12 protein-coding genes and 2 pseudogenes are annotated in these 16127 nt (G+C 67.0%); 11 read left to right on the top strand and 3 right to left on the bottom strand.

From position 1 onward, the window contains the following. Positions 1 to 20: 20 nt before the first annotated feature. Genes BM150_RS23220 through fxlM form a run of 5 tightly spaced genes read left to right on the top strand, consistent with a single transcriptional unit; the run spans position 21 to position 6709 of the window. Positions 21 to 200 (top strand): FxLD family lanthipeptide, encoded by a 180-nt coding sequence (locus BM150_RS23220; protein WP_043578530.1) that lies wholly within the window; start codon positions 21 to 23, stop codon positions 198 to 200. A gap of 50 nt (positions 201 to 250) precedes the next feature. Further along, on the top strand, positions 251 to 3337 hold the full coding sequence (locus BM150_RS23215; protein ID WP_092930158.1) for a lantibiotic dehydratase: 3087 nt from the start codon (positions 251 to 253) through the stop codon (positions 3335 to 3337). Further along, the gene (locus BM150_RS23210) at positions 3334 to 4545 is read left to right on the top strand and encodes a lanthionine synthetase C family protein (RefSeq protein ID WP_092930155.1); all 1212 of its coding nucleotides are present in this window, start codon (positions 3334 to 3336) and stop codon (positions 4543 to 4545) included. The genes BM150_RS23215 and BM150_RS23210 overlap by 4 nt, the downstream gene beginning before the upstream one ends. Next, entirely contained in the window at positions 4527 to 5507 is a 981-nt protein-coding gene (locus BM150_RS23205) for a thiopeptide-type bacteriocin biosynthesis protein (RefSeq protein WP_175496998.1), read from the top strand. Before BM150_RS23210 ends, BM150_RS23205 begins: the two co-directional genes overlap by 19 nt. Beyond that, positions 5504 to 6709, top strand: coding sequence for a methyltransferase, FxLD system (gene fxlM, locus BM150_RS23200; protein WP_092930149.1), 1206 nt, complete (start codon positions 5504 to 5506; stop codon positions 6707 to 6709). Before BM150_RS23205 ends, fxlM begins: the two co-directional genes overlap by 4 nt. A 195-nt stretch (positions 6710 to 6904) precedes the next feature. On the opposite strand, the pseudogene BM150_RS23195 reads toward fxlM, so the two are convergent. Then, positions 6905 to 7499 (bottom strand): annotated as a pseudogene (locus BM150_RS23195) (IS110 family transposase); the annotation flags it as partial. Positions 7500 to 7733: 234 nt separating this feature from the next. Here BM150_RS23195 and BM150_RS24340 point away from each other — a divergent pair. The 3 genes and pseudogenes from BM150_RS24340 to BM150_RS23180 form a co-directional block, all read left to right on the top strand. Next, positions 7734 to 8057, top strand: a pseudogene (locus BM150_RS24340) (transposase); the annotation flags it as partial. 1088 nt (positions 8058 to 9145) lie between these two features. After that, complete coding sequence (locus BM150_RS23185) at positions 9146 to 9703, top strand: hypothetical protein (RefSeq protein ID WP_092930146.1); 558 nt, start codon at positions 9146 to 9148, stop codon at positions 9701 to 9703. A gap of 16 nt (positions 9704 to 9719) precedes the next feature. Then, a complete protein-coding gene (locus tag BM150_RS23180) occupies positions 9720 to 13022 on the top strand; it encodes a hypothetical protein (protein WP_139219638.1) in 3303 nt (1100 codons plus the stop codon). 139 nt (positions 13023 to 13161) lie between these two features. On the opposite strand, the gene BM150_RS23175 is transcribed toward BM150_RS23180, so the two are convergent. Continuing rightward, complete coding sequence (locus BM150_RS23175) at positions 13162 to 13416, bottom strand: DUF397 domain-containing protein (protein ID WP_092604578.1); 255 nt, start codon at positions 13414 to 13416, stop codon at positions 13162 to 13164. Next, positions 13413 to 14285 (bottom strand): helix-turn-helix domain-containing protein, encoded by an 873-nt coding sequence (locus BM150_RS23170; RefSeq protein ID WP_175496996.1) that lies wholly within the window; start codon positions 14283 to 14285, stop codon positions 13413 to 13415. Before BM150_RS23170 ends, BM150_RS23175 begins: the two co-directional genes overlap by 4 nt. Before the next feature lie 682 nt (positions 14286 to 14967). On the opposite strand from BM150_RS23170, the gene BM150_RS23165 reads away from it, so the two are divergent. From BM150_RS23165 to BM150_RS23920, 3 genes are all read left to right on the top strand, one after another. After that, positions 14968 to 15177, top strand: a complete 210-nt coding sequence (locus BM150_RS23165; protein ID WP_092930137.1) for a hypothetical protein — start codon at positions 14968 to 14970, stop codon at positions 15175 to 15177. Positions 15178 to 15268: 91 nt separating this feature from the next. Further along, positions 15269 to 15628 (top strand): hypothetical protein, encoded by a 360-nt coding sequence (locus tag BM150_RS23160; protein ID WP_092930134.1) that lies wholly within the window; start codon positions 15269 to 15271, stop codon positions 15626 to 15628. Positions 15629 to 15631: 3 nt separating this feature from the next. Further along, positions 15632 to 16127 (top strand): glycosyltransferase family 2 protein (locus BM150_RS23920; RefSeq protein ID WP_139219637.1); only part of this gene is annotated, 496 nt, incomplete at its 3' end.

Below are 16127 nucleotides of genomic sequence, written 5' to 3'. Positions count from 1 at the left end.
CCGACCGAAAGGTGACCGAGATGACCCAGGCACTCGAGCAGACTGCCGCCCCCGGTGAGCTGGACGAGTTCACGCTCGACATCAGTGTGGTCGAGGACAGCCTGCCCCTGGCGAAGATGTCCTGCGACACCAGCGACGGCTGCGGCGGAACCACCTGTGGGTCGGCCTGCACCAGTCAGGTCGCCCAGACCCCGTACTGACAGTCCTGCCTCGCCGCGGCCCGTGTGATCGTCAGCATCAGGAGAGAACCGTGGGTTCTGGACACCCCGTCTACCGCCACACCGGTGTGGTGCAGGTGCGCGCCAGCACCGATCCGGGCAGCTGGGATCTGCCGCCCGTGCTTCACGCCAGCGCCGACCAGCAGACAGGCCGGGACTGGCTGGTCGAATTGTGGCGCCGCGAGGAGATCCGCTCGGCGGTGACGGTGGCCAGTCCCGCGCTGGCACGCACCATCGAGACCGAACTCGCCGGGCACTCCCGGGGGCAACATTCCCTGCCCCGCCTGCTCGGCACGGTCTCGGCGTATCTGCGGCGCTGGCAACGGCGCGCCACCCCGTTCGGCCTGTTCGCCGGGGTGGCCGCCACCGTCCCCAGCGACCAGCCGTCCCCGGCCGGCGACGCACACCGGATCACGGCACGCCCCGACGCGGGCTGGCTGGGCGGCCTCATCGACGAGCTGGAACACGACCGGCAGGTGCGCACGCGCTTGCTGGTGGTGACCAACAACGCCGCGCACGTTCGCGGAGACCAACTCGTTGTGCCCACCCACCTGTCCGAGTCCGCCCCTGACCACGCGTCCGCGCTGGACCTGTCGCTGCGGTTAACCGGGCCGGTGCGTGCCGCGCTGGACGCGGCCAGCGAGCCGATCCTGCTGGCCAGTCTGCAGGACAAGCTCGCCGAGACGTTTGCCCACGCGTCCTCGACCACGATCGAGACGCTGCTGGGCGAGCTGGTGGCCGCCAAAGCACTGTTGACCAACCTGCGGCCCCCGATGACCAGCCCGAACCCGCTGGCCCATGTCGTGGAAACGCTGCAAAACGCCGAGCTCGAGGATCTTCCCGCCGTCACCGAGCTGGCTACCCAGCTGTCCATGGTGCACACCGCGCTGCCTCACCACACCATCGCCGACGACGCGGGCCGAGCAGCGCTGACCGAGACCGCCACGCGGATGCGCACCCTCCGCCCCGCCGAGACGGTGCTGGCGGTCGACGCCACCCTGGACCAGCCGCCCACAATCCCCGAGCAGGCACTGGCCGAAGCCGAATCCGCCGCGACGGCGTTGCTGCGGCTGACTCCGCACCCGTTCGGCACGCCCGCCTGGCGCGAGTACCACCAGCGTTTCCTCGCCCGCTACGGCGCCGGGGCCCGCGTGCCGGTGCGCGAGATCATCGCCGATTCCGGGCTGGGGTTTCCCGCCGGATGGCTCGGCGCCGCCCGAGCGCACAGCCCCCACATGCTCACCGAGCGCGACACCACCCTGCTGCGGCTGATCCAGCAGGTCACCGCCGCCGGAGAGCGCGAGATCACCCTGACCGAACCGCTTCTCGAGCAGCTGCGGGTCGGCGACCACGAGCGCATGATCCCGCCGGAGAGAGTGGAACTGGCCTTCCAGCTGCACAGCCCCTCACCGGCCGCGCTGCGGCACGGCCGGTTCCAGCTGTGGGTCACCGGCGCGATGCACCCCGGCAGCATGGCCGGCCGGTTCGCCCCGCTGCTGTCCGAGCCGGACCAGCACCGGCTGGCCCAGACCTATGCCCCCGACGACGAGCACACCCTGCCCGCCCAACTGTCGTTTCCCCCACGACGCGAACACAACGAGAACATCACCCGCGTGCCCCAGCTGACGTCGCACCTGATCCCTCTCGGCGAGTACCACGAGCAGGACCACACGGTGATCCCGCTCGACGATCTCGCCGTCACCGCCGACCACCGCAGCATGGGGCTGATACGGCTCTCCACCGGGCAGCGGGTACGGCCGTGGCTGCCGCACGCGCTGGAGACCCAGCAGCACACACCCCCACTGGCGCGGTTTCTGGCGGAGCTGCCCTCGGCCTGCAGCGGTTTCTACGGACTCGTCGACGTCGGTGCCGCCCGAGAGATGCCCATGCTTCCCCGCCTGCGATACGGCCGCACCGTGCTCTCCCCCGCCCAGTGGCGCCTGCCCCGCGCCGATCTGCTCACCGCCGAGGCGGACACCGACAGCTGGGACACCGCGCTGGCCACGTGGCGCCACCGCTGGCACATCCCCGCACACGTGCAGCTGATCGAACGCGGCGACCAGCGGCTCCCCCTCGACCTGGACGATCCCGGTGACCGGGCGCTGCTGCGTCGCCGCCTGCAGCACAGCCGCAGCAGCCACGTGCTGCTCCGCGAAACAGGCAGCCCCCAGGATCATGCTTGGTCGCGCCGCGTCTGCGAATTCCTCACCCCCTTGAGCGCCAGCCCACCCGCGCACCAGCCCGCCCCGGCACCCGCCGCAGCCGTTCCCTCCCCCAGCCGGGCACACCTGCCCGGCACCGGGCACGTGCTGCGCGCCGACATGCTCGTCCATCCCGAGCGAGCCACCACCGTGCTGACCCAGCACCTGCCGAGCCTCTGCCACGCCCTCGCCGAGCGGACGCGCCGCTGGTGGTTCACCCGACACCACCAGCCCCACCGCCCCGACAGCGACCAGTACCTCACCCTGTGCTTCCGCCTCGAATCAGGCAGCCACTACGCCGAGAGCGCCGCCCGCCTGGCCGACTGGGCCGCACCCCTGCAGCAGATCGGGCTGCTGGCCGAGTACACCCTCGCGCCGTACCACCCGCACGGGACCTACGGCACGCGGCCTGACACCGAGACCGCCGCCGAACAGCTCTTCACCACCGACTCCGAGACGGCCCTGTCCCAACTGCACTGGGCCAGCACAACCGGCCTGCCCAGCCAAGCCACCGCGGCCGTGTCGATGACCGACATCGCCGCGCATCTGGCCCCCACCCCCGAGCAGGGCTATCGCTGGCTGACCCACCTGCTGGCCCACCAGCCCGGCAAACTCGACCGCGAGCTGCGCGACGCCGCGCTCCACCTGGCCGACCGGGACCCTCTGGAACAGCTGACCACACTCACCGGCGGCACCGAGCTGGCCACCGCATGGCGCCGTCGGCGCGAGGCGGTCCTGGCCTACCGCGACCAGCAGCATCACGACCACGCCGACCCCGACACCGTGCTGCGGTCCCTGCTGCGCGAACACCACCTGCGCGCCGTCGGCGTCGACACCGGAGCCGAACGGCTGACCCAACGGCTGGCCCGAGCCGTCGCCCAACGCCGCCTCGCCCTCGGCGACCGGAGAGCCCCATGACCGCCACTACCACCGCTTCCTGCCTCACCCGCATCGCCGAAGAACTCGCCACACCCCCACCGGCCACGCCGGCCTGGCACGCGCAATCACTGTCCCGCGGCACCGCCGGGACCGCCCTGCTGCACCTGGAACGAGCCCGCAGCGGCCACGGCCCCTGGCACCGCGCCCACACCTGGGTGCGCGCCGCCACCACCCACCCCGTGCTCGCCGGCACCGACACCTCGCTGTATCTCGGCGCCCCCGCCGTGGCGACACTGCTGCACACCGCCAGCGAGAACATCCCCTCCTACGCCGCCGCCGCGACCACCCTGCACGAGTCGATCACCGCCGACACCCACCGCCGGGTCGACCTCGCCCTACAACACCTCCAGCAGGGCAGCACCCACTTCAGCGACTACGACCTGTTTCGCGGACTGACCGGGACAGGCCGACTGCTGCTCGACCACGCCCCCGGCGACGACGCCCTCGCCCGCGTACTCGACTACCTCGTCCGACTCACTCACCCCAAGCGGGACACCGAGACCACCCTGCCCGGCTGGTGGGCCGCCCACGATCCCGACCCTGCCCTACCCACCCCCGGTGGGCACGCCAACCACGGCCTCGCCCACGGCATCGCCGGCCCCCTCGCGCTGCTGGCCCTCGCACGGCGACGCGGCATCACCGTGCCCGGCCAGCGCGAAGCGATCGAACGAATCCTCGCCCACTACGACCACTGGCGCCACGACACCGATCACGGTTCCTGGTGGCCCCAATGGATCACCCACGAGCACCACGCACTCACCGCCGCCCACCAGCACGGTCCACCACGCCCCTCCTGGTGCTACGGCACCCCCGGCATCGCCCGCGCCCACCAGCTGGCCGCACTCGCCCTCGACGACACCACCCGGCAACGCCACGCCGAAAACGCCCTCACCGCCTGCCTGACCGACCCACGGCAACTGGCACTGATCAGCGACAACGGGCTGTGCCACGGCTGGGCCGGGCTCTACCAAACCAGCTGGCGCATCGCCGGCGACGCCCGAAGCACCTCGATCACCCACCACCTGTCCACGCTGCCCCAGCAGCTCACCAGCCACCTCGACACGATCACCCCCACCAGCGATCCCGGATTCCTCACCGGCACCGCCGGAACCGCTCTCGCCCTGCACACCGCCCTCATCGACACACCACCACGATCCGGATGGGACGCATGTCTGCTGCTGAGCTGACCCACGACGCCACCACCCACGCCGTGCTCACCGTGCTTGGCGGAACACCACTCGCACACGCCGCGGCCACCGCCGGGATGAGCTCCGCAGAACTGGCCGAGGCGGTCGAGACCTACCACCAGGCCGGACAAGCAGCGCTGGCCACCCGGATCGACAGCGACTGGTATCAACTCGCCCTCGAACTGCCCCCAGACCACCTCGAAGAAACCCTGACCAGCAGCCTCGCGCCCCAGCTGCGCCAACTCACCACCACCGGCGCCATCACCGGCTGGTGGTTCCTCCGCAAAACCCCCGGACTACGCCTGCGCATCACCCCCGCCGACAGCGCCTCCACTATCGACCCCCTGCTCAACGAACTCCGCACCACCGGCGCACTCACCACGTGGCGACGCGGACTGTACGAACCAGAACAAGCCGCCTTCGGCGGGCCCACCGCGATGAGCCTCGCCCACGAACTGTTCGCCGCCGACAGCCACCACCTGACGACCTACCTGCACGACCCACACCCATCCCTCGGGCGACGAGAACTGTCCCTGCTGCTGTGCAGCAGCCTGTTCCGCGCCGCCGGGCAAGAATGGTTCGAATGCGGCGACATCTGGCACCGCGTCAGCCGCACACGACCCGCACCCCCACCGCTCACCCACCCCGAACAACTCACCCACCAGCTGCACACACTGCTGACCCACGACCCCCACCCCACCGGCCCCTTGTTCGGCCCCGACGGGCCACTACACACCTACGCGCCCTGGGCCCACGCATTCGCCCACACCGGACACGCCCTGGCCCACACCCACCCCCTCCAGCGAGGACTCCGCGACATCCTCGCCCACCACGTGCTGTTCCACTGGAACCGCCTGGGACTCAACACCACCACACAAAGCATCCTCGCCCACACCGCCACCACCGCGATCCTCGACACCGAACAAAGCCCGCCACCAACACTCCGAAACAACACCGAATGACCACCATCGACACCTCCTCAGCTGACGAGCTGCGCGCCCGCATGGTCGACAAGGTTCGTGACAAGGGATTCGCGACGAACCCGCGTGTGGAGCAAGTGCTGCGGGACATGCCGCGCCACGACTTCGTACCCGGACACGACCTGGAGACCGCGTACCACCCGTTCCAGGCCGCGATCACCCACCGATTCTCCGACGGCACCTCACTGAGCTGCGCCAGCGCCCCGTTCGTCGTGGCGATGATGCTCGACCAACTCGACGTGCGCCCCGGAGATCGCGTGCTGGAGATCGGCGCCGGAACCGGCTACAACGCCGCCCTACTCGCCGAACTCACCGACGACGCGCGGCTCGTGACCACCATCGACGTGGACCCCGACGTCACCACGCAGGCCCGGCGGAACCTCAACGCAGCCGGGTACGGCGACGTGCGTGTGGTCACCGGGGATGGCACGCGCGGGGTAGCCGAGCACGGACCCTACGACCGGATCATCGCCACCGTCTCTCCCTGGGACATCCCACCGGCCTGGTGGCACCAACTCACCCCCGTCGGACGCATGGCGCTCCCCCTGCGCTGGCGCGGCCAAACCCGCGCCGTGGCCTTCGCCGACCAGCACGGCACGCTCGTCTCGGACTCGGTGGAACTGTGCGGTTTCGTGAACCTGACCGGGGAGACCGAAGGAGAACAGAGCGGCGCGATCACCGACGACGGCACCATCAGTCTGCACTGGGACCGCGACCAACCACTCGATCCCAACAAGCTGCACGGTGTGCTCGATGCTCCGAGCACCACCCGCTGGTCCGGGCACACGATAGGCGGTAACGAACCCTTCGACGGGATCTGGCTACGAATGACCGCCGAGGACAACCGCACTTGCCGACTCGACGTAAACCCGGACGTGCCCAGCGAGGTCGCCGACCCGCTCGCGCCGATGCGGTCCCCAGCACTCGCGGCGGACGAGTCACTGGCCTACGCGACCAAGAACCGGCACCAGACCGACAACGGCTCCCGCTGGGAACTCGGCGCGATCGGCCACGGACCGGCCGCCGAAACCCTGGCCGACCGGCTAATCGAGATGATCGATCGCTGGTCGCCCGCCCGCGAGGCACGCCCCACCGTAACCGCCTACCCAGCCGACACCAAGTTCTCGGAAGCATCCATCGAAAAGCGGCACTGCGAACTCCTCGTTACCTATTCCGAAGAATGATGACCGTCAGATCGTCCTGGTCACGCCATCGTGGACTGAGCTCGATAAGAGCTGTCGCCGTGCAGCGGGCGGTGGCATCATCTGCCGTGAGCCCGTGTGGAGCTCGCCGAACTGTCCTCCCGTCCACCACGTCTGGCCGGGAGGACAGTCCATGAGCGCAGAAACACTCTTGCGGAGTGGCGGCTAGCTGTAGTGCCCGGTGTCTCGTAGTGAAGCCGGGGTGCCGTGGTCAGACAGCAGCTTCAGCACGGCGGGGTGGTCCAGACGGGGTCCCAGGACGCGTTCCAGGTGGGGATGGATCTGGGTGAGCAGTCCGCGTAGCCGGTTGCGCACCCGGGTGGCCTCGGCGGCGAGGTCGTCGTCGTGGCCACACAGCATGGACAGGGCGGCCACGGTCTCGTCATCGGGGGCCAGACCCCGCAGGGTGTGGGGCCTCGTGCGGGCCGCGTCGGCGATCACGGCGGCATCGCGGGCGTGGAGTTTTGGCTTCCCCGGGATACAGGTCGGCGATACGCCGCATGGTCAGCCCGGGCAGATGGGCCACCCGACAGCCGGCGTCACGGGCGACCGCCAACGGCAGCGCCCCGATCGAGGCGGGCTGGTCGACCACCACCAACACGGTGCCATGCTTGGCCTGCAGCTTGTCGACGATCGCCCGCAGCTTCGGCTCGCTGTTCGGCAGGGTTTTGTTCAGAACGGTCTTGCCGGACGGTGTCAGCGCGCGGGCGTGATGCTCGCCCTTACCAACATCCAAGCCGACGAAAGCGCCAATCTCGTTGGGCTCGACCACGATGTTCCTGTCCGTCGCAGTTCATCCCGGCCTGCCAGGCGGCACCGTCCAGCCAGCATCCACATTACGCAGAGCCTGCCGCTCGCTCAGGGCGACGCTCCGGCCTCTATCAGCGGTCATGCGGTGCCTGCAGGCCCGGTGACACCACCCCCCGGATCATGCAGACAGGGGGGACAAGTCCTGCCGGACCCACAGGCCGGGAGCCCCCTTGCGGGGCCACCACAAGAAGGTAATGGGGGATCGATGACTGGGCCCAGCCCTGTGGACCGAGGCAAGTCCGGCTCAAAAAACCATCTGCTGACCGATCGCACCGGACTGCCGTTGGCCATCGGTGTCTCGGCCGCCAACACGCACGACAGTCACGGGCTCATCCCTCTCGTGCTGGCCATCCCCGCCACACGGTCCCGTCGTGGACCTCGCCGATTCCGCCCGACCAAACTGCACGCCGACAAAACCTACGACTACCGCACATTACGCAGATGGCTCCGCGATCGAGGAATCACTCCCCGCATCGCCCGTCGCGACCTCGACACCAGCGACACACTCGGCCACCACCGATGAGTCGTCGAGCGCAGCTTCTCCTGATTATCCGACTACCGCCGTCTCACCACCCGATACGACCGCACAGCCACCCACTTCGCCACCTTTCTCACTCTCGCCACAGCACTGACCTGCTACAAAACACACCACATGAGACACAATCTCAGCACGGTGTATCTTTTGGATATTCACTGCGTTCCTTGCCACAGGCTCGCCAAGCGGCCTCGTCTTTCGCAGAGCGGCATCGATGGCAGGGTAAGTAGACATGCACCTGAGACTGACTCACGTTTCCATGGATCTCCCCTGCTTGTGCCACTGTCTTGCCGTCGCTCGCGTAGTCGTACGTATTTGAATACTTCTTTGACTGAATCCTGTCAGTCTCAGTTGCAGAAGCAATACTTTGGCAACGTCGCGGCCCGAATTTATCCTGGAGCTTTTCGGTCAAAAGTTGCGCGACACCGAGTCCAAATTCCACAAGAAAGAAAGTAAACCCTATAACCAGGGGAAATAACGCTCCGTAAAGGAGCACGGTAGCCGGTTTGGGACCTACCAGTCCCGCTCGAGCTTCATGTGAAAAGCTCGATCAGAGCAACCTTCCACAGAGTCAACCCGGCCCCATCCTTACCTTTCTTGCACTCCTATTCTCTACTTAATCCAGCTGCCAGGGAGAGACAACCTCCCACACCTTGTCGAGAAACTCGTAGCGCATCGGACTACCGATGGAATCCACTGACCAGCGGAGATCAACCCTGCTCGGGGAAGTTTCCCAGCGCTAGTGAAGATCGTTTCCCGTCGTGCTGGTCAGCGGGGAGGTGCGGACGTCTCTCACCGTCGTTCGGAACTCGTTTCCGATGTCGCTCGGTCACGCCTGCCGGTTGTTCACGGAAGGTCCCTCACAGCGGCCAGGTCTCGCGCGGCGGGGTGGGAACGGTATGCGCCGGGAAGGGGTCGCGTGGCCGGCGGTCTTGGGCCGAGGGCTTGCTGAGGGTCACGGCTAGCGGTGGGTTGCTCCATGTAGGTGACATCGCCTGATTCGTGATCGCTCTGTCAGGACTCCTTGTGATGATCTTCGCGGGTGGTGGTGCCGTGAGCAAAGGAGCAGCCGCATGACCCAGGCCCGGGGGCCGATGTCTCCAGAGGCCGAGCTCGACCCGAGCATGGTGGCGAGCTTGGACGACTTGCTGAAAAACGTGCTCAGCACTCCGGAGATCCTGGAGGCGCTGGAGGCGGCGCGTCTGAATCGACACGAGCTGATGGGGCAGATCCTGCGCGATCGATCGTTTCGGGCACGGGCGTCGAGTATGTACGAGCCGGTCGAGAAGCGCCGCCAGCAGCTGCGGGAACACCGCGCGCGCAAGCCTTCCTGGGGACTGCAGGACTGGCAGCCGGGGCGGCGCCACTGGCTGGTCGTGCTGGCAGCGGGGTTACTCCCGCCGGTTGCGATAGGCGTTCTGTTCGGCGTTATCTGGTCGGCGCCCCTGTGGGTGTGCTTCGGGCTCGTGGCAGTCGCCTACTGGGCAGAGCTACGTGTGCCGGCCGCTTTTGGAGCTGGCGAATCTGCCACAGGCCACCTGGGAACGGCTGCAATGGGGGCGCCGACGGCAAGCGTTGCAGCTCGGTGTTCCCGTCCGGCGGTTTCGGTGGAAGCAAACCGTCCGGGATGAACTGATCCTGCCGGAAGTGCGCGAACGCATCAACGACAGCCATGCTCCCTCGTTCGAGCACACCCTCACCGTGCGCGACGCCGCGGGTCTGCAGTCGGTCGACGAGGTGTCGTTGCTCATCCGCACCGACTCCATGAGCACACTCCTGCGAGAGTTGCGGCGCCCGCAGGTGGGCGCCATCGCTCTGGCCGGCCAGCGCGGAGCTGGCAAAACCACGTTGATCCAGGCGCTGGCTGGAAGCATGGTCGGCGACGACGAACCACGACGGCTGACGATCACCGTGGGAGCACCCGCCCGCTACGAGGCGCGGGATTTCGTACTGCATCTGCATGCTCGGGTCTGTCGCGCCGTCCTGGACCATCTGACTGCCCGCGGCGATGCGGACCACTTCAGCGCCGAGTACCAGCGCTGGCAGCACCTGCGAGGTCAAGTTCGGCGCCGTCATGACGCGAGCAGGCTGCTGCGCCGGCTCTGGCGGGGACTGCGCTGGGCGGTGCCGCTGCTGGTACTGGGCTGGCTGCTGTGGTATCGCGACCCAGCCAGCGCGGTGGATCACTACGTCGCCGATGTGCGGCTGCTGCACGCCGCGGGGGCCAGCGGTGCCGACCCGCCGCAGTGGTCTGCTCGGCACCTGCTCGCCTTGCTCGCGGTGACCACGGGCCTGTTCATCGCCGTGGTCAACGCCCTGGGGGTCGCAGCGATCCCCCTGGGTAGGATCCTCGGCGCGCAGGGGCGTCACATCGTCCAGTTCGGCAGACAGCTACGCTACAGCTGGCATTCCTCAGGCGCTTCCCGGGCGGTGGGGAACGCGGTAACCCGCGTGTTCGTCGTGCTCGGCCTGGAGTCGTTCACCCCGCGGATCCGGGCGTACACGCCCAAGGCCCAGAATCCGACAGCAGAGAATCGGGCCTTCGATGCTGATATCGCTGCGCTGCGCAAACTCGCCGAAGATCAGCTCCGTCGGGTGCGCTACCTGCAAACCCACACCTCCGGTTGGTCCGGCAAACTCAGCGCGAGCAAAGGCGCGGAAATCAACTGGAACCGCTCACTCCAGCATGCCGAACAACCACTGACACACCCGGAACTGGTCGACCAGCTCCGCGCGTTCCTCGAACGGACTGTGGCGGTACTGCGCGAGACCGGAGACGTCGACGGGCTGGTCATCGCCATTGACGAACTCGACAAAATGGCCAGCCCGACCCAGGCTCACGACTTCGTCAACGAGATCAAAGGCATCTTCGGCATCACCCACTGCCCGTTCGTCGTGTCCGTCTCCGACGACGCACTCACCGACTTCGAACGTCGCGGCATTCCCGTCCGCGATGCTCTCGACAGCGCCTTCACGACCATGATCTCCGTGCCGCCGTTCACGCTGGATGAGTCCCAGCGTTGGCTCAGCCGCCGCGTCATCGGCCTGCCGCTGCCGTTCATCGGCCTGTGTCACTGCCTGTCCGGTGGCATTCCCCGGGAGCTCAGCCGCACCGCTATCGCCCTGCATGACCGCATCGACAGCGCAAAACCTCCTCTCCTGGAGGAGGTAACACATCAGCTGGTCACCACCGATCTGAGCGCCAAGATCCGAGCCTTCGCCGCCGCGAGTCAGCAGCTCGGTCCCGCAGCCGATGTCGACACCGCCACCCTGACCCTGCACACCAGTTCCTGCGACACCGCCGACGACATGATCGTTCTGGCCACCCGGCTCCTCGAGGTCACCGAGACCGAGCCCACCGCTGGCCTGACGCAACTGCGCTGGCACGCAGCCAGTTATCTCTACTACTGCGCCACCGTGCTCGACATCTTCGACGCCGACCTCGACGAGTCGACTCTGCAAGCCGGCTGGCAGCCCGGACCAGGCAGCCTGAGCCAACTCGCCACCGCCCGGCAAGCCCTGGCAGTCACGCCAGCGTGGAGCTGGCGACTACTCACCACGGTGCGCAAACACTGGTCGCTGCCCCTGGCCGACGAAACCGGCACCCCAGCACCGATTCCTGCCAGTGAAGGGAACTCTATGAGCAGTACCCAGTTCAGCACCACGCTGATCGACCAGTGGCCAGTCACCAACACCGCGGCTACCTACTTGGGCGCGGCCGAAGGCCGCAGATACCACCGGTATCTGGGTACGCAGTTCACCGCGATGGTGGTGCAGGATTGGCGACGCGCGGATGGGGCCACCGTCGCGTTTTGCTGGCCCATGCCGGGAATGCACACTCGGCTCGTCCACATCGCCGACCGGTTCCCCGGACGGGATGCGTACGTGGTGATCAAAGAAGCCTTGTGGGGATTGCACGCGCCGGAGCTGCGTGCCACGACAGGCCGGCATCCTGGACGAAACGGCAAGGAGGTGGAATGGTCCACGGTCGCCACCACCTTGGGCCAATCCCTGCCGTATTGGCCGTTCTCGCTGCGGCTCCCGCAACTCATTCTGGACTGGCAGCCCGGTGACGAACCCGTGCGCTACCCTCCGCACCTGTCGATCAACGTCGATGAAGCGGTGCTCCTGCGCATGGCCATGCTCTACCCGGCCGGGCACGCGGTACACCGCACCCTGATCAACGCCGTGCAAGCCTCCCAGCACGGTGATGCCTCCGATGAACGGCTGCTGCACGAGCGTCTCGCCGACGGTCGGATCAGCAGCCACCACATTCACCTCGCCGCCGAGCCAGTCGAAACCCCGAAGGTCGAACTGGACGACCTGCCTGAGCACGAGCGCCGCGACGCGTGGCGCCAGATACTGCAACGGTCCGACAAACTCGCAGTCGACTGCGTGCACAACACTGCAGACATGCTAGCCAACGTGCGCGCGGATTTCCCACACATCTCCACCATCACCATCCCCCGCAGCAAGTGGGGAGAAGAGTTCCTCACCCGCCTCGAGTCGGTCACCTACAGGGCCGTGTTCGTCATGCTCGTCCCGGACAGCGCAGACACCCTCTGGATCGACCCGCTCAGCGACACCCCTGTCACGATCGATCCCAGCGGTGCGGAAATGCGTGCACTGGCGCCCTCCCGGCTTCCCTCCTCCAGTCCCCTTGCTGAACTGATCCTGGACGGCGACATCTGGGTGCGCACCGAAAACGGAACGCTCTATCCCGCACCCCACGGTGACTCCCACGGCCTGACCTGGGGAGACGGCGACTCCACCACCCTCGCGGTGCTCGCAGTTCGGCTCCTCGACGACATCACCACCCCCGGCGCCGACCTCGACCACAGCCACCACCACTCGCCCGGACTGCAGGAGCTCATGCAACACCCCTGGCCCGATGGAACAGTATTGAGCCGAGCACAGCTCGAAGACGCACGCAACGCCACCAGCACATAACGGCGTGTCTGCCGAGGAGTTCAGCCGTTGCTCGTGGCACTCTCAGTGTGCCCGGTGCGGAGTTGTGCGGCACGATACGGATGTGCCCCGGCTTCCACGATAAGCCGGGGCACATCCGATTATGTCGTTGTTGACGCGCTCAGATCAGGTGGTCGTAGCGTCCTGCTTTGGCGTCGGCCACGAACGCGGCGAGTTCGGCCGGGGTATAGATCTGGGTACGTGCTTGCCGGTCGTTGTCGTCGAGTTTGCTGTCCTGAAACGAGATGTAGCCGTCTGTCGAGGCCACGGTGATGCAGGCACCGTTGCCGGTGCTCGCGGCCGGTGCCGCGTGCTCGGCGTGGACGAGTTGCTCGTACACCTCGTCGGGGATGTCGTGGTAGGGGTTGCTGCTCATGTGTCCAGTTCCTTCATCACGGTGCGGTACAGATTCAGGCTTTCCCGAGCGGGCAGTGCCTTGGCCAGTGCCGCGTTGAACGTATACGTTAGTGCTGAGATGGGCTCACGGTCTTCGTAGATTCCTGCACCGAGATCTCCGTCGACTTGCACCACCTCCGCATCCTCTTCGTCCGGGAACGAGTAGATCAGGAAACCGCCCAAACCCGGCCACGGTCCCTCCTCGTAGGGTAGGACGTGCACGGCGGCGGTTCCCTCTTCTGTGATCTGGCATAGCTTCTCCAGCTGGGCGCGCATGACCGCGCGGCTGCCCACCTGGTGGCGCAGTGAGGCCTCGGTGATCACAGCGGTGAGCCCGCCGAAGTCGTCGTCAGCCAGGCGTTTCTGTCGTCGCATGCGCAGCTCGACGAGCATGTCGACATCCGTGGGACGTACCCAAGCACGGCTGGACTCGATGATTGTTCGGGCGTAGTCCTCGGTCTGCAGCAGTCCCTGTACCACGCTGGTGTCGTAGGTGCGGATGGCTCGCGCGTCCTCACCGAGTTCGATGGTCAGTTCCAGCGTCTCGTGAATGTAGGGGCTGTATTCGGACCACCAGCCTGGTTCTTCGGCGCGGGCTCGCAGTGTTTCCAACCGTGCGGCGGTGTCCTCGCTCGCACCGACCGCGGTCAGGATGCGCTCGAGCTGCGTGGCGTCCAGTCGTGCGGCCCCGACCTCGATCTTGGACAGCTGTCCTTGGCTCACGGAGGCTCGGCGTTCCTGCCCAGCATTGATCGCCTCGCACAGTTGGTCTTGGTTGAAGCCAGCCCGCTCACGCAGCTTCCGGATCTGCTTGCCGAGTCGACGTGCCCTGATCGTTTTGCGTGCCACCTGTCGCTCCTCAACGGGGTCGTTGCACCGCCACACCCGCAGGATGCGGCCACGGTGTCAACGAGGATCACCCGATCGGACGTCTAGACTGATCGGAATAATTCCAGCATCATTCTCTCATGTGTCGGGAATCACTAGAGCATCATAACTCCCCGATCGGTGCTCTGTCCTGACACCACAGACGCGGCGGTCCCGTCGTTGCCCCCGACCTCCGACGGGGTCGCCGTGACCAAGCTGGACTCGCACGTGAATGGACCGACCACATGGGCAATCACAGCCTCACGACGATAGGGGACGCGCGGCCATTCGTCGTGGCCGTTGGCGAAGGAGGTACTGCCCGGCAGCTCACCGTCAGCGATCCCGAGACCGCGTTTGACACTCTGGTGCGGATCCTCGCCGAATCCCTTCCCAATGTCTCCGGTGCATGGGGGCTCTCGGCTGAGTGGCCCGAACCGATCTCACTCGTCGTTCGCTACCGCCGTGGGATTGTCGGCGAAACCAGACGGGTCGCACACATCGTTGTGATGCGCCCCGGAGACTGGCACGGGGACACGCTGAGCGCGTGGTGCGGAGCGACTATCGCGATCACCGATCTGGAATTCCTCACCCCGGGTGAGGGGATGCCCTGCATACCCTGTCTACGACGAGCTCCGCTGTCGAACACGCCCCAGCAGGTACGGGCATGACGGCCGCGGACGAGTCCCACTGCGTTGCCCGCGTGTGGATCGACCACACCGGAACGGTGCACGAACGACTCGCGGCCGATACCGGCCGCACGTTGTGCGGTCTCAACGCTGGTGTCAACAACGACCTCGAACCGGCAGGCCCGCGAGTCTGCGGCACGTGTGTACGGCGGCATGTTGACGCCGAGACTCCCGTCTCGAACGGCTGAGCCGCTCGACAGACAGGTGGCCCGGACCCGGCTTCCCTCCCCCGTGTTCGGGCCACCTTTCCACCCCACTGTCGTCCTGAAAGGACCTTCGATGACGATCGCTCCGACATTGGCCAGCACGATTGTTCCGCTGCTGAGACTTCAACACTCCATCGAAGCCGAACGACCGGCATCGGTTCCTCCCCACCTCGGTGGCCACGAGGTGCGTGCGCTGGTCGCCGACACCTACCCCGATCTGGAACAGGCCCACCAGCTACACCGCTCCCGCAGTGAAACCGTGCACGGTTATCGGGATCGTCGCACGGGGGATTGGGTCATCGTGTTCGAACGTGCCGAGAAGCAGTCCACGCTCAAGGAGTACGGCGGTCCGCTGTGGGACCGCCTCGTCGCGCTCGTGAGCAGGTGGCAGGCCATCAGCCTCCCCACCGATCACCACTCGCGGCAGGACTGAACGATGCGCACAGCGAACATCGTGGTCGCCGTCCGCGGCAATCACCGGGAAATCGCGGACCTGTTGCGGCACATCGCCGCCCAGGACTTCACCGGACGGATCGAGATGATCCTGGTGGACAACCACCGTCGCCGCAGAATCTCACCGTCGGTGCTGGCCGAGGCGGGACTGGCCGGAACCGTGGTCCACGAGCCCCGCCCCGGGCTGAGCCGAGCCCGCAACACCGGGGTGGAGCACGTGACCGGGGAATTCGTGCTGTTCACCGATCCGGACTCGCGTCCTCATCCGGGCTGGGCCAGTGCTCAGGTTCGAACTCTCATCGAGACGGGTACCCATTGCGCGGGTGGCCGAGTCGCCCCCCTTTTCGTGGGTTTTTCCGAACCAGCGGCGCTCGAACCGGGCCTCGCGCAGTTCTTCGTCCCGCCCGACTGGCCGAGCGAGCCGTGCGAGCTGCGCCCGCCGTTCTGGCTGGTCGGATGCAACCTGGCCACCCGCTCCA

Origin of the sequence: Actinopolyspora alba (assembly GCF_900112765.1) — a bacterium.
GTDB classification, from domain to species: Bacteria; Actinomycetota; Actinomycetes; order Mycobacteriales; family Pseudonocardiaceae; genus Actinopolyspora; species Actinopolyspora alba.
This window is presented reverse-complemented; position numbering and strand designations above follow the sequence as displayed.